Annotated in this window: 10 protein-coding genes, 1 rRNA gene and 1 other annotated feature; of the genes, 8 read left to right on the top strand and 3 right to left on the bottom strand. The window is 32.8% G+C overall.

The window, feature by feature from the left end:
* The first annotated feature begins 17 nt into the window (after positions 1-17).
* The 4 genes from rrf (at position 18) to ABV008_RS16275 (ending at position 4,756) form a co-directional block, all read left to right on the top strand.
* Positions 18-134, top strand: a 5S ribosomal RNA gene (gene rrf / locus ABV008_RS16290).
* 124 nt (positions 135-258) lie between these two features.
* Positions 259-783 carry a transcription repressor NadR gene (locus ABV008_RS16285; RefSeq protein ID WP_352420903.1) on the top strand — a complete coding sequence of 175 codons (525 nt, stop codon included), beginning with the start codon at positions 259-261 and terminating at the stop codon, positions 781-783.
* A 70-nt stretch (positions 784-853) separates the two neighbouring features.
* Entirely contained in the window at positions 854-1,870 is a 1,017-nt protein-coding gene (locus ABV008_RS16280) for a PTS sugar transporter subunit IIC (RefSeq protein WP_352420902.1), read from the top strand.
* A 78-nt stretch (positions 1,871-1,948) separates the two neighbouring features.
* The gene (locus ABV008_RS16275) at positions 1,949-4,756 is read left to right on the top strand and encodes a UPF0182 family membrane protein (RefSeq protein WP_352420901.1); all 2,808 of its coding nucleotides are present in this window, start codon (positions 1,949-1,951) and stop codon (positions 4,754-4,756) included.
* A gap of 97 nt (positions 4,757-4,853) precedes the next feature.
* Here the strand turns inward: ABV008_RS16275 and ABV008_RS16270 are convergent, their stop codons facing one another.
* Entirely contained in the window at positions 4,854-5,084 is a 231-nt protein-coding gene (locus ABV008_RS16270; protein WP_352420900.1) for a hypothetical protein, read from the bottom strand.
* A gap of 148 nt (positions 5,085-5,232) precedes the next feature.
* Here ABV008_RS16270 and cooS point away from each other — a divergent pair, with 148 nt between their 5' ends.
* The 4 genes from cooS to serS all read left to right on the top strand — a co-directional run bounded on the left by cooS (position 5,233) and on the right by serS (position 12,423).
* Complete coding sequence (gene cooS, locus ABV008_RS16265) at positions 5,233-7,146, top strand: anaerobic carbon-monoxide dehydrogenase catalytic subunit (RefSeq protein WP_352420899.1); 1,914 nt, start codon at positions 5,233-5,235, stop codon at positions 7,144-7,146.
* 194 nt (positions 7,147-7,340) lie between these two features.
* Positions 7,341-9,110 (top strand): sigma-54 interaction domain-containing protein, encoded by a 1,770-nt coding sequence (locus tag ABV008_RS16260; RefSeq protein ID WP_352420898.1) that lies wholly within the window; start codon positions 7,341-7,343, stop codon positions 9,108-9,110.
* 246 nt (positions 9,111-9,356) lie between these two features.
* Complete coding sequence (locus ABV008_RS16255; RefSeq protein ID WP_352420897.1) at positions 9,357-10,640, top strand: L-cysteine desulfidase family protein; 1,284 nt, start codon at positions 9,357-9,359, stop codon at positions 10,638-10,640.
* 179 nt (positions 10,641-10,819) lie between these two features.
* Positions 10,820-11,027 (top strand) — a binding site (T-box leader).
* Between the two features lie 118 nt (positions 11,028-11,145).
* Complete coding sequence (gene serS, locus ABV008_RS16250; protein WP_352420896.1) at positions 11,146-12,423, top strand: serine--tRNA ligase; 1,278 nt, start codon at positions 11,146-11,148, stop codon at positions 12,421-12,423.
* Between the two features lie 70 nt (positions 12,424-12,493).
* Here the strand turns inward: serS and ABV008_RS16245 are convergent, their stop codons facing one another.
* Together ABV008_RS16245 and ABV008_RS16240 are read right to left on the bottom strand one after the other, a co-directional pair.
* Positions 12,494-13,594, bottom strand: a complete 1,101-nt coding sequence (locus ABV008_RS16245; protein ID WP_352420895.1) for an ABC transporter permease subunit — start codon at positions 13,592-13,594, stop codon at positions 12,494-12,496.
* Positions 13,594-14,637, bottom strand: coding sequence for an ABC transporter permease subunit (locus ABV008_RS16240; protein WP_352420894.1), 1,044 nt, complete (start codon positions 14,635-14,637; stop codon positions 13,594-13,596). The genes ABV008_RS16245 and ABV008_RS16240 overlap by 1 nt, the downstream gene beginning before the upstream one ends.

The following is a 14,637-nucleotide window of genomic DNA, read 5'->3' as shown; positions in this document are numbered from 1 at the left end:
TCGGGTTAGGGCAAGCATCCAGTGACAATAGCGAAGGGGTCACACCTGTTCCCATACCGAACACAGAAGTTAAGCCCTTCAGCGCTGATGGTACTTGGTGGGAGACCGCCTGGGAGAGTAGGACGTCGCTGGATTTTTTATTTTTTGGAAATACTATTAATTAAGCTAAAGATAACAGATTACAATATTGATAAAAGAGAATTTTTTTGATAATCTTATAAATAAGTGATATATTATTGAGTTTTTAGGAGTGATACCATGGATTCAGAACAAAGACGTAGAAAAATAGTTGATGCTCTTAGCAGTAAGAATGAGTCTATAAAAGGTACGGAACTATCTAAAATGTTTAAAGTAAGTAGACAGGTAATAGTTCAGGATATAGCTATACTTAGAGCAAAAGGAGAAGAAATACTTGCTACACCTCAAGGATACATGATATTTACAAAAGCGTCTAAGAAAAAAATACTAAAAGCTATAGTATGTAAACATAAAGGATATGACGAAATTGAAGACGAACTTAAGACTATTATAGACATGGGTGGAAAGGTTGTAGATGTAATAGTAGATCATCCTATTTATAGCGAAATAAAAATTCCTCTTATGCTTAGTTCCAGAATAGAAATAGATGAATTTGTATATAATTTAAAAAGACAAAATGCAGAGCCATTATCTTCTCTTACTGAAGGTGTCCATATTCATACTATAGAAGTTCCAAGTATAGAAACATATGAAAAAATCTTAATAGAATTAGAAGAAAAAGGGTACTTGATAAATGAAAAATAAAGTGCTATATTTTTATATATACTGGTGACAAGACACCTGTATATACATTAGATATAAAGGAGAGTTATTAATGGAAGAGCAGAAAAGAGGAGTGAAGGAATACTTTATAAAAGTACTCAATGGTATGGCTTTAGGACTATTTTCGTCTTTGCTTATTGGACTTATTTTAAAGCAAATTGGTATTTTACTTAAAATTGATGTATTAGTCGGATTTGGACAAGTATCTCAGTTCATGATGGGACCAGCTATAGGAGCTGGAGTAGCATATAGTGTAGGAGCTCCACCATTAGGAATATTCGCATCTGTAGTTACTGGCGCCATAGGTGCTCAAACTATTAAAATGGGAGATGCAGGTACTTTCATAGCAAGTATTGGAGAACCTGTAGGTGCACTAGTTGCTTCACTTGTTGGGGCTGAAATATCAAAGTTGGTACAAGGAAAAACCAAAGTAGATATAGTATTAGTGCCTGCAAGTGCAATTATAGTAGGAGGATTAACAGGTCATTACCTTGCACCTGTAGTAGCACAAATTATGGCTTTCATTGGTAGTATGGTAAACTTTGCAACCGAGCAACGCCCTATTCCAATGGGAATATTAGTATCAGTATTAATGGGAATAATTTTAACTGCACCTATAAGTAGTGCTGCTATAGCTATTTCTCTTGGTCTAAGCGATTTAGCAGCAGGGGCTGCCATTGTAGGTTGTTCATCACATATGATTGGCTTTGCAGTAGCTTCATATAGAGAAAATGGCATAGGAGGACTTATCGCACAGGGGTTGGGTACTTCAATGCTTCAAATATCAAATATAATTAAAAATCCTAAAATAATAATACCACCAATAATTACATCTGCAATATTAGGTCCAGTGGCTACCTATATTTTTAAAATGGAGGGTACTAAGGAAGGAGCGGGTATGGGAACAAGTGGCTTAGTAGGTCAGTTCTCAACAATTGATGCAATGGGGACTAAAGGAATAATTGGAATAGTACTTTTACATTTTATTTTACCTGCAGTTATTACTCTAATCATTTCTGAATTCATGAGAAAGAAAGGTTGGATTAAGTACGGAGATATGAAACTATAGTATTCAAAATTGAATTGAGCAAATAAAGGTAGTATAATAGTTATTATACTACTTATTTTTTTGAAAGGGGTTGTATTATTGAAATTTAAATCAAGGTTTGCAATTGTAATGACAATATTATTTGTTGTTATCATAATAGGTTCATTTTCTAACATAGTTGATTTTGTAACAGAATATCAATGGTTTAATGAATTAGGTTATACAAAAACATTTTTTACTCAATTAAAGAATCAATTTTTAATAGGTGTACCAACATTTCTAGCTGTATTTTTATTAATAAACTTCTACATTTTATCAGTTAAGAAAAATTATTATAAACTAGGCAACATTGTTGTAGACAAAAAAAAGGAAAGAAAACTAAATATAATTGTAGGATTAGTATCTGCAGTTATATCATTTTTCATGGCTTCAATAGTATCAAATAAATTATGGTTTGAAATACTTCAGTTCAAAAATTCTACCGACTTTAATGTAACAGACCCAATATTCAACAAAGAAGTATCTTTTTATGTATTTAAGCTACCTTTGCTAAGTGAAATAATTAGCTTGATAAATTTATTACTATTTGTACTTATAGTAGTTACAGTAATATTCTATCTAATTATGCTAGCTACAAGAAGACCATTACAAGAAGAATTTAACATATTTGAGGATCACGATTTTACCAATGTAAAGAACATGTACAAAGGTTTAACTAGTAAGATATTTAATGTGGCTTTAGTACAGATAAGCGTAATTGGACTAATTATGTTTATTTTATTAGGCGCAAACTATATACTCAAATCATATTATCTTCTTTATTCGCCTAGGGGCATAGTGTATGGAGCGGGTTATACAGACATAAAGATTACTCTATGGGTGTACAGGTTAATGGCAGTTGCTGCAGTAGTATCTGCTATAGGATTTTTGTATGGTGCTCTTAAGAAAAAAATTAAAATAGCATTAGCAGGTCCAATATTATTAATAGCTGTATCGTTAATAGGGAATATTGCTAGTGGAGCTATTCAGAAATATATAGTAGAGCCTGATGAAGCATCAAAAGAAGAGCAATATTTAAAATATAATATTGAATTTACACAAAAGGCTTATGGAATTGATGATGTTGAAGAAAGAGAATTTCCTGTTAGCCAAAAGTTAACTAAAGAAGATATTATGGAAAATGAAGAAACCATAAAAAACATAAGAATAAATGATTATTTGCCTGTAAATCAAGTCTATAATCAACTTCAGGGAATAAGACCTTATTATAGATTTACAGATGTGGATATAGATAGATATTTTATAAATGGTGAATATAAGCAAGTATTTTTATCTGCAAGAGAATTAGATCAAGAAAAGTTAAGTGGGCAGGCACAAACATGGATAAATAAGCGTTTAAGATATACTCATGGATATGGAGTTACAGCTTCAGCAGTTAACGAAACTACACCTGAAGGTCAACCACAGATGTTGATAAAAAACATACCACCTATTACTAATACGGATTTAAAAATAGAAAGACCAGAGATATACTTTGGGGAAATAACTAATGAGTATATAATAGTGAATACAGATGAAAAGGAATTTGACTATCCAAAAGGCGATGATAATAAAGATACTATATATGAAGGAACTGCTGGAATACAACTTAAAGGATTAAACAAGCTATTATATGCCATAAAAAATGGGGACTTTAAACTTTTTATATCTGGAAATATTAACTCAGATAGTAGAATTATAATGTACAGAAATATTAATGAAAGGGTTAAAAAATTAGCTCCTTTTCTACACTATGATGAAGATGCATATATAGTAATGAATCAAGAAGATGGGAAACTTTATTGGATAATTGATGGATACACAACTTCAGATAGGTATCCATATTCTCAACCTTACAATCAAACAGGGGTTAACTATGTAAGGAATTCAGTTAAAGCAGTAGTAGATGCTTATAATGGAAATACAAAGTTTTATGTTGTAGATGAAAAAGATCCACTAATAATGACTTATAGTAAAGTATTTGAAGATTTATTTACAAGTATAGACCAGATGCCTAATGGTTTAAGAGAGCATATAAGATATTCTCAAGACATGTTTGATATTCAAGCTCAGATTTACAGGACTTATCATATTGATAATCCTAGAGTACTTTATAATAGAGAAGATATATGGGATATTGCTAATGAAAAATACATGACAGAAATATTAGAGGTAGAATCAAATTATCTTATGTTTAAGCTACCAGAGGAAAAAAAGGCTGAATTTTTAATTACAGTTCCATATACTCCAGCAAATAGATCAAACATGATATCTTTACTAGTAGGTAGAAATGACGGGGATAATTATGGTGAGCTTATAATATATAAGTTTCCTAAGAGTGAAACAATAGATGGTCCTATGCTTATAGAATCTAGAATAGACCAAGACTCTGAAATATCTCCACAACTTACACTTTGGAGTCAGAGAGGCTCAAATGTATTAAGAGGAAATCTTTTAATAATTCCAATAGAAGATTCACTACTTTATGTGGAGCCAGTATATTTACAGGCAGACAATGAAAATAGCCTTCCAGAAATGAAGAGGGTAATAGTTGCATACAAGAATAAAATAGTCATGGAAGAAACACTTGATTTAGCATTATCTAAAATTTTTGGAGAATTAACTAAAGAAGAAACCGAAAATAAGGGTAAAAATGAAGCTGAAGATATATTAGACATAGACATAGAGAATAAGGATACAGAACAGTTGGTAAAAAGGGCAAATGAACTTTTTATTAACGCAAAAGAGGCTTCTCAAAATGGCGATTGGGCAAAATATGGAGAGTATATAAAACAACTTGAAGAAGTACTTCAAAGACTAGAAAGTGTACTTGTTCCAGAAAAGTTAGAAGTTAAAAACGAAGAATAAATTAAAAACAGATATGAGGTCTTAAAATAGGGAACCTTATATCTGTTTTTTTATATATTAGATAAAATATATTCTTGAAACTTACTTTACCTAATTTCTAAAGAAACTTGTCTGACACTGAAGTAACTTTACATAAGGAGGACTTTTTCAAAGCTTGTATTTCTTCAATTGACATAACCTCCAACTGTCTAGCCTTTATTGCTATGTCATTCCTTTTAATTATTCCTTTTTCGATGAGAACTTCTATTATACTTGCTATGGCCAAAGTGTTTCTATAATCAATATCCTTCATATCACTAAGATGAGCAATTATATCTATATTATTCATCTCCAAAACCCCCTGTTTCATTATTATATTTAAATTATTGACAAAGGCAAAAATTATATACATATATAGTAGCCGAATATTTATGTACTTTTAAGGACATACTTTTTGGAGCATAGTCTATTGGAATTTATAGGAGGTGTCTAATAATTTGACTGAAAAAATACTAGGAAAAGCAGAAGGAAGAGTGAGCTATCATGAATCTGTAGAGGAAATGGTAAAGCGTATTAGAGAAGATGGTATGTCGAATGTATTCGACAGATGGGCTCTTCAAGAAAAAATCAGATGTAAATTCTGCCTTCAAGGACTTAGCTGCCAGCTTTGCTCTCAAGGACCTTGTAGAATAAGTGAAAAAGGCGGTCAGGATAAAGGCGTTTGTGGTATTGGTGCTGATGCTATGGCAATGAGAAACTTTTTATTAAGAAATATTATGGGTGCAGGTACATATAGTCATCATGCCTATGAAGCTTTTAGGACTTTAAAGGCAACTGCAGAAGGGAAAACACCTTTCAAGATTAAAGAGGTAGATAAGCTTAAGTGGTTGTGTGAAAAAGTAGGCATAGATACTAATCAAAGCACTGAAAAAATGGCGATAGAATTAGCAGATTTGTTACAGGAAGAAATGGCAAAGGGACCAGATAATCCAAGCGTTATGGTGGAAGCATTTGCACCTAGGAAAAGAAAAGAGCTATGGAAAAAAACACATCTATATCCATCTGGAGTAGTTCATGAGGAGCAAAATTGCGTAGCAAGTTGTCTAACTAACGTAGATGGTGACTATGCGTCGCTGGCTAAAAAAGGACTTAGATTAGGATTATCAACTATTTATACTGCTCAGATTGGACTAGAGATGGTTCAAGATATACTATTTGGAACCCCAATGCCTCACGAAGTGGAAGTTGATTTAGGTATCATGGACCCTGATTATGTAAACATTGTCTTTAATGGACATCAGCCTTGGGCAGGGGTAGCTACAATACAAAGGGCTAGGACTGAAGAGATACAAGAAAGAGCTAAAGCAGCAGGGGCAAATGGTCTTAGGATAGTAGGCTCAATAGAAACAGGACAGGAGCTTTTACAAAGATTTGAAATGGATGGGGTTTTTGTAGGATTAATGGGTAACTGGCTAGCTATAGAACCATTATTGGCAACTGGTACAGTAGACGTAATGGCAATGGAAGAAAACTGTTCACCACCTGCTATTGACCATTATGCAGAGAAGTATCAAGCTACACTAGTAAGTGTCAGTACAATTATTGGTATTCCAGGATTACAGCATGAAATACCATACCATCCAGAAGAAGTTGATAAGATGGCAGATACATTAATAGAATTAGCTATTGAAAACTTTAAGAAGAGAAAAGGAAAGGTAACAGCAAAGGTACCACAAATCAAGCAAAAAGCCATAGCTGGATTTTCAACAGAGGCTGTTTTAAAAGCATTAGGAGGTAAACTTGACCCATTAGTAGAGGTTATTGCAAATGGCAGTATAAAGGGAGTTGTAGCATTAGCAAACTGCTCTACACTTAGAAATGGACCACAGGACTGGGTTACAGTAAATTTAGTTAAGGAATTAATTAAGAAGGACATTTTGGTTGTAGCAGGAGGTTGTGGAAACCATGCTTTAGAAGTAGCAGGTTTATGTAACATGGATGCAGTAAATCTAGCTGGAGAAGGGCTAAAAGGAGTACTTAAAGCACTTAATATCCCTCCTGTTCTTAGCTTCGGTACTTGTACAGATACAGGTAGAATTTCTATGCTAGTAACTGCTTTAGCAGATCACTTAGATGTAGATGTATCAGATTTACCTATTGCAGTCACTGCACCAGAGTGGATGGAGCAAAAGGCTACTATAGATGGAATGTTTGCAGTAGCTTATGGAGCATATACACATCTTTCCCCAACTCCTTTTGTAACAGGAGCACCAGCCTTAGTGAAGCTTCTTACAGAGGATGTAGAAGGAATTACAGGAGGAAAGATTGCATTAGGAGATGACCCTGCACAGATAGCTAAGGATATAGAAGGTCATATCATGAGAAAAAGAGAAAGATTAGGATTGAAGTAAATAAGACTTTAGTTATACCTAAAATATAAAATTGAAAGTTGAGAAATTGAAGCCTGTATTGCTTGAAGGAAGCAACACAGGCTTTTATGCTAGCATTAATACAGGCTATAAAATCTATAATTATTAAAATAAAAGTGAAAACTGTATAACTATGATATAATTGTTGTATAAAACATGTATAGGAGGTCAAGAAATTGTCTCTATATAAAATCCAGGATTCAGTTCAAGAGGTAGCAGAGGCAATATCTGCTGTCTTAAATGTTGATGTTACTATTATTGATGAGAATTTAAATAGAATAGCAGCTACAGGTAAGTATAAAAGAAGTATAGGAGAAAAAATCCCCAAGAATTGTTCATTTGAGTTAATTATCAATAGTAAAGAACCTCTTTTTATTGACACTCCTGATGCAAACGAGATTTGTAATAGTTGTGCTGCTAAAGGTAAATGTACTGAATTAGCTACTCTTGGCTATCCTATAATTAGAAATGATGAAATATTAGGAGCCATTGGTGTCAATGCTTTTGATGAAGGGCAAAAGAAAAAGATAGAGCAAAGCTATGACTCGCTTGTAGTTTTTTTAAATAAATTATGTGACTTACTAGTAGGTAAGCTTAATTATTATGATACTATAGCAGAGCTAACAATAAAGGAAGAAGAAACTAGAAAGATTATCAATGGACTTGATGATGGCATCATATGTATAGATGATAAAGAAAGAGTAAAGTTTGCTAACTTAAAGGTACAAAAAGATCTAAAAATATCTGAAAAAGATATTATAAATAAGTCGCTTAAAGATATCTTACCTGGAATAAATATTGAATTTGACAATATGAATCCTCAGGAAAAAAGAATTAATGTGAAGGATGAGAAGAAGAGCTTCATAATAAAAAGTATACCAGTTGTAATTGATGGAAAGAAAGCAAGTAACATTTTAGAAATTCATAAAACTAGTGAGTTAGTTAGAAGTGCTTATAAGTTAATTGAAGTTCAAAATACAATAAGCTTTAATTCCATTATAGGAGATAGCGAAGAAATAGTTAGAGTTAAGGATATGGCTTATCAAATAGCAGGAAGCAACTCTACTGTACTTTTAAGAGGAGAAAGTGGAACTGGAAAAGAGCTATTTGCTAGGGCAATACATTACACAAGTAATAGAAATCACTTCCCTTTTGTAGCTATAAACTGTGCTTCAATACCAGAGAATCTTCTTGAAAGCGAGTTGTTTGGCTATGAAGGTGGTGCTTTTACTGGTGCAAGAAAAGAAGGACAAATGGGAAAATTTGAGCTAGCAAATGGAGGTACACTTTTTCTAGATGAAATAGGAGATTTGCCACTACACTTACAACCCAAGCTATTACGAGTGCTACAGGAACAAGCTTTTATGAGAATTGGAGGTAAAGAACTTATAACAGTAAATTTCAGACTAATTGCAGCAACAAATAGGGACTTAGAAAAAATGGTTGAAGAAGAACAATTTAGAGATGATTTGTATTATAGACTAAATGTAATACCTATTAACATACCTCCTTTAAGGAATAGAGGAAGGGACATACTTATTCTTTGCGATTATTTACTTGAAAAGTATTGCTGTAAATTGGAAAAGCAAAAGAAAGTTTTTTCTAATGAAGTTAAAGATGCCTTTTTAAAATATAGATGGCCAGGAAATATTAGAGAACTTGAAAATGCTGTTGAGTATTCTGTTAACATAACAAAGGGAGAAACAATAAGCATTGATAATCTTCCAACAACATTAAAGAATTCATTTAATGACTGTAAAACTTACGCAAGCAAATCAAAAAGAACACTTAAAGATAGTGTAGAACTATATGAAAAAGAGCTTCTTAAATCAATGTTAGCAGAATATGGTGACTCAACTCAATCTAAGCAAGAAATAGCTGATATTTTAGATATAAACTTATCTACTCTATATAGAAAACTAATAAGATATAATTTGCAAAAATGAGAATTAATTTGCAAAAATGCGAAAACCGAGGTAAGATACTTAATCTACCTTGGTTTTGTTTTTTAAGCATAAAATATTTAGCAAGGTTTTGCAAAGATGCAAATAAAAATATTATTGAGAAATTACTATATTAATTAATGGCTAAAATTCAACACTTCAACATGATGTGTTTACTTAAATTTTTGGCACAGTTTTTGCTTAATTAATAGGTATTATGAAAATTAATATAGAAAGGTCGTCTATTAAATGAATATTGATAAAGATATTATTAAATCATTATTAGACATGGTGAGAGAAGATACTGTTCCTGCAATTGGATGTACTGAACCTGTAGCAGTTGCTTATGCTTCTTCAGTAGCTAGAAAACATTTAGAAGGTCAGATTGAGAATATAACTGTTAATGTAAGCTTAAGTATATTTAAAAATGGGAAATCAGTTTTGATTCCAAATACTAATGAATATGGTTTGAATTTGGCAACAGCTTTAGGTGTTATTTGTGGGAATCCAAAAGATGGACTTTGTATATTTAAGAATGTAAATCAAGAATATATAGAAAGAGCCCATAAGATGATTTCAGAAAATTTGATAAAAGTTAATTGGGCTTTAAATACGCCAGATGTTTATGTAGAGATAATAGCAGAGAGTACTGATAATAAGGCTGAAGTAGTGCTAAAGAATAGTCATAATCATATAGAAACTATAAAGATAAACGGAGAGCTCATATATGAAGATGTCGCAGAAAGTAATAAGAAAATTGCTAATGATTTTCTAGGAAAATTAAGCTTTAAAGAATTACGCGAAATATGTGAAAAAGTTGATATAGAATGCTTAGAATTCATTGAAGAAGGAATTCAAATGAACAAGATGGCAGCTGAACAAGGTCTTCAAGGTAGGAATGGTTTAGGCTGGGGAGCATCACTTTTAATTCTCCAAAAGCAGGGTAAACTATCTATAGATGCTTCTCAAAGGGCTAGAATACTTACTGCAGCAGGAGCTGATATGAGAATGGGAGGTGGAGATTGCCCAATTATGACAAGTGCTGGTAGTGGCAATCAGGGATTAGGTGTTATTCTTCCAATAGTTGTTGTTGCAGAAGAGAGAGGTATTGAAAAAGAAAAGCTATATAGAGCAATATTCTATGCACATATAATAAATAAATTTGTCAAACAATATACTGGCAAATTATCAGCGCTTTGTGGATGCGCTATAGCAGCAGGAGTAGGTGCTAGTGCAGCTATTACTTGGATGCTTGGAGGAGACGACAATCAAATTGCTGGAGCAGTACAGAATATGTTGGCCAATCTTACTGGCATGATATGTGATGGTGCTAAAGAAACCTGTGCACTTAAACTTTCAACCTCAGCCGGAGAGGCAGTATTAGCAGCATATCTTGCTTGTGAAAATGTAATTGCTAAAGCCAATACTGGTATTTTAGGAGAAACAGTTGAGGAAACCATAAAGAATTTAGGAATTCTGTGTAATAAAGGGCTTTCAACTACTAATGAAGTAATAGTAAGTATAATGAGTTAAGAAAACTTATTAAGCAAAGTTTGGTATTAGTGATTTATAATAGAACCTACTGCTATAAAATAAATAAAAAAGTGATATTAGACCAGGGAATTTTCCATATTACAAAAACTGGAATATTAAATTTTAAAAATATGTATTGTAATTTACAAATAAATATGTTATAATACACTTTAAAATAATATCATTCAATGACAGGAAATAGTAAATATATTAATATCTTAAGAGAGCCAATGGCTGGTGGAAATTGGCGATGTTAAATGTTGAATCCATCCTTGAGTATTTTACTGAAAAGGTAAAACCTAAGCAGGGGATAACTGCAAAGAGTGAGCTAAATTAATTATTTAGTTAACTAGGGTGGCAACACGGGAGAAGTCTCCCGTCCCTTATATTTATATAAGGGACGGGAGTTTTTTATTTTATTACAACCATAGTATTGTAGAATATTTGGTTTTATTCAGAATTTACAATTTAAAATTATAATAAATTATTTTAGGAGGAATTAAAAATGTTGGACATTAAACGAATTAGGCTTAATACAGAAGAAGTAAAAAAAGGTCTTGCTAAAAGAAGTGGAGAATACGACATAGACAAAATAGTAGAATTAGACGAGAGAAGAAGACAGATATTAGTTCAAGTTGAAGAAATGAAAGCTAGGCAGAACCAAGTTTCAAAAGAGGTTCCTAAATTAAAGAAAGAAGGAAAAGATGCTACAGAAGTATTAAATGAAATGAAGGAACTATCTCAAAAAATCAAGGATTATGACAATGATGTAAAAGAAGTAGAAATAAAGCTTAATGATTTGCTTCTTAGAATACCTAATATTCCTAATCCTAATATCTCTGTAGGAACTAGTGATGAAGATAATGTGGAGATAAGAAAATGGGGAGAGCCCAGAAAATTTGATTTTGAACTTAAAGCTCATTGGGATATAGGTACAAATCTTGATATTTTAGATTTTGAAAGAGCTTCAAAAATTACAGGAGCAAGATTTACAATATTTAAGGGTTTAGGAGCTGCTTTAGAAAGAGCTATAATAGGTTTTATGCTAAATCTTCACACAAATGAGCATGGTTATACAGAAATTTCACCACCATTTATGGTAAACAGAGCTAGCATGACTGGTACTGGACAGCTTCCAAAATTTGAAGAAGATGCATTTAAGATTCCTGACAAGGACTTTTTCCTTGTACCTACTGCGGAAGTTCCAGTTACTAATATCCATAGAGATGAAATATTAGATGAAACCAAGCTGCCAGTATACTATACTGCATATACGCCTTGTTTTAGACAAGAAGCTGGCTCAGCAGGAAGAGATACTAGAGGCCTTATAAGAAATCACCAATTTGATAAGGTAGAGCTTGTAAAGTTTGCTAAGCCACAGACATCATACGATGAGTTAGAAAAGTTAACTAATAACGCAGAGAAGGTATTACAGCTATTAGGAATTCCATATAGAGTAGTAGAACTATGTACAGGGGACCTAGGCTTTTCATCAGCTAAAACTTTTGATATAGAAGTATGGATGCCTAGCTATAACAGATATGTAGAGATTTCTTCTTGCAGTAACTTTGAGGATTTCCAAGCAAGAAGAGCAAATATAAAATATAGAGATAGAGAAACAGGAAAAGTAGAATACGTTCACACATTAAACGGTTCTGGACTTGCAGTTGGAAGAACATTGGCAGCAATTCTTGAAAACTATCAAGAGGGAGATGGTTCTGTAGTAGTACCAGAGGCTTTAAGACCATATATGGGTGGAATAGAGAGAATAACTAAAAAATAAAAAAGAGAAAATGAAAGTGGATTTAAAAGACCTAGATAAGCTTTATAAAGCTTATCTAGGCCTTAAGCTATTATTCTCCTTTTCTTTGCCAAGCATGAAGTGCTAGGGCGATGCCAATGACTCCATAGGCTACAAATACTCTAAAGAATTCACCAATTTGGCTATTATTCATTAAGTTTTGCCCAGCAAAAGGAGATATGATGAACAGCATATGGAAAAGGAATGTTCCTAGGAGAGCCTGACTAAAGGTAGCCTTAGTTACAGAAGCACCACCAACTAAAAGAGATGCTACTGCAAAGAGGCCTACCTGTTCATGACTTCCATAGGTGTTTAATGTACCAATATTTTGAAGGAAAATAAGTTGTCCCCAAGCTGCTAATACTGTTGATATTATTGTAGCAATAATCCTAGTCTTACCTACATTGATACCCGAAACCTTTGCTATTTGTATGCTTTGCCCTGCTGCTCTCATATCCTGTCCTAGCTTAGTTTTAAAGAAGAAAGTCAACACTAAGCACAAAATACCCACTATAAATATAGTGAATATTGGGATTGACAGGCCTGGATAAGGTTTGATTTTTATTAAGTCATCTAGAGCATATTTGATATTAGCTAAATCTACGCTGTTTTTTACTCCTATTCCAGTGGATAGTAATAAGCTTTTGTTTTTTATAGGTATTATTGGACCTGCTAATACTAAAAAAACAAGTTGATACAGTCCATTTGCAAAGAACCCTAGTATCATACTGGTAATCATTTCTTTTCCTATTGCTTTGTTCAATACTATTCCTGTAAGATATCCGAATACAATGGCTATAGGAGTGGATATGGCTACTGCTAATAAAAATCCCCATATTCCACTTATAGAAGAGTTGGAAATAATAATCAGAGCGATTTGCCCTGCCATTGCTCCAAGTACTATACCAAAGTTTAGTCCCATTCCTGCAATAACAGGTATAATTAGGGATATAACTAGGAAAGAGTTTCTTGCTAGCCTAATAATAATTTCGTTTAGTAGAAATACAAAAGGCATTTGCGCAAAAATATATCCGAGCAAACAAAGAACTAAGAATATAATAGGAACTACGTTTTTTTTAAGTGTCTTAGAAAGCTTTCCTGTAAGGCCTTTTTCTTCGATTTCTAAATCTTGAAGTCTAATATTTTTTTCCATTATACCTGTTCACCTCCTGTATTTCTAGTAAGGGCATACAAAATAATGCCATTGCTTACGATTATTCTTATTATCTCAGACATGCTTCCTTCAGATAGTATGTTTATTACAGGTAAAGAAACAACTAGTAAGGATTGAAATAATAGAGTTCCGATAATTACATGCACAATACTAGCTTTCTTTAAAGTTGCACCTCCTATAAGTATGGCAGCTACTGCAGGAAGGGCAGAATAAAGAGGTGCATTATATAATTGTAAAAATCCAAAGGATTGGCTATATAGTATAATCCCTATAGAAGCTAATACAGTTGATAGTATTGTTCCTAAAATTCTTTCTCTATCAACATTTATACCATTAGATTTTGCAAAGCCTTCATTGCTACCAGCTACTTTCATTGAAGCACCTTTTTTGCTTATACTGAAAAGCCAATATATTAATGCGCATAAGAAGAAAAATCCAATAAGCCCCGTAGGTATTGTTACTCCTCTTATTGTAAATGAGAGAAAATCATTTAATATCTTATCAATTGAAGACTCTAGGGAAACAGTTACTCTAAGGCCATTTCCTCCATAGGCCCAGATAAGTTCAGGGCTTTTAAATGGTGCTACAAGCCAAAATATGCACATAACAGATACTATAGAAAAACCTACATATGTACCTACAGTCATTTCTTGACCCTTCACCTTGTTTAACATCAATCCATAGACATAACCGGCTATTATAGCTAGGGGTATTGCAACAATTAATGAAATCCATAGTCCAGTAAAGCCTGATAGCTTAAACTCTATGCTTACTAAGGCACCTATAAGTCCACAGACTATACCTACTGGTAAAGCAAAATTTAAACCTATTCCAGATTGTATAGCAGGTACCATAGCCAAAACCAACACGCTATTCATTCCAAAACGAATGAGCATATCAGTGATTAATCCAGATAAAGGAATGTCAAGAAAAGTAGCAGTGATTATTAAAACTAACAAAAAAGAAGTAATGATTAGGCGAGGCAATCCAATGCTCTTTACAAATTTTTTAAACTGTTCCAT

The sequence above is a fragment of the Proteiniborus sp. genome, from assembly GCF_040308045.1.
Lineage (GTDB): Bacteria > Bacillota > Clostridia > Tissierellales > Proteiniboraceae > Proteiniborus.
This window is presented reverse-complemented; position numbering and strand designations above follow the sequence as displayed.

Excerpts from the sequence above, each read along its gene's own strand:
- ABV008_RS16240 (WP_352420894.1), bottom strand. The coding sequence starts at position 14,637 with ATGGAACAGTTTAAAAAATTTGTAAAGAGCATTGGATTGCCTCGCCTA.
- ABV008_RS16255 (WP_352420897.1), top strand. The coding sequence starts at position 9,357 with ATGAATATTGATAAAGATATTATTAAATCATTATTAGACATGGTGAGA.
- ABV008_RS16270 (WP_352420900.1), bottom strand. The coding sequence starts at position 5,084 with ATGAATAATATAGATATAATTGCTCATCTTAGTGATATGAAGGATATT.
- ABV008_RS16285 (WP_352420903.1), top strand. The coding sequence starts at position 259 with ATGGATTCAGAACAAAGACGTAGAAAAATAGTTGATGCTCTTAGCAGT.
- ABV008_RS16245 (WP_352420895.1), bottom strand. The coding sequence starts at position 13,594 with ATGGAAAAAAATATTAGACTTCAAGATTTAGAAATCGAAGAAAAAGGC.
- ABV008_RS16280 (WP_352420902.1), top strand. The coding sequence starts at position 854 with ATGGAAGAGCAGAAAAGAGGAGTGAAGGAATACTTTATAAAAGTACTC.
- serS (WP_352420896.1), top strand. The coding sequence starts at position 11,146 with ATGTTGGACATTAAACGAATTAGGCTTAATACAGAAGAAGTAAAAAAA.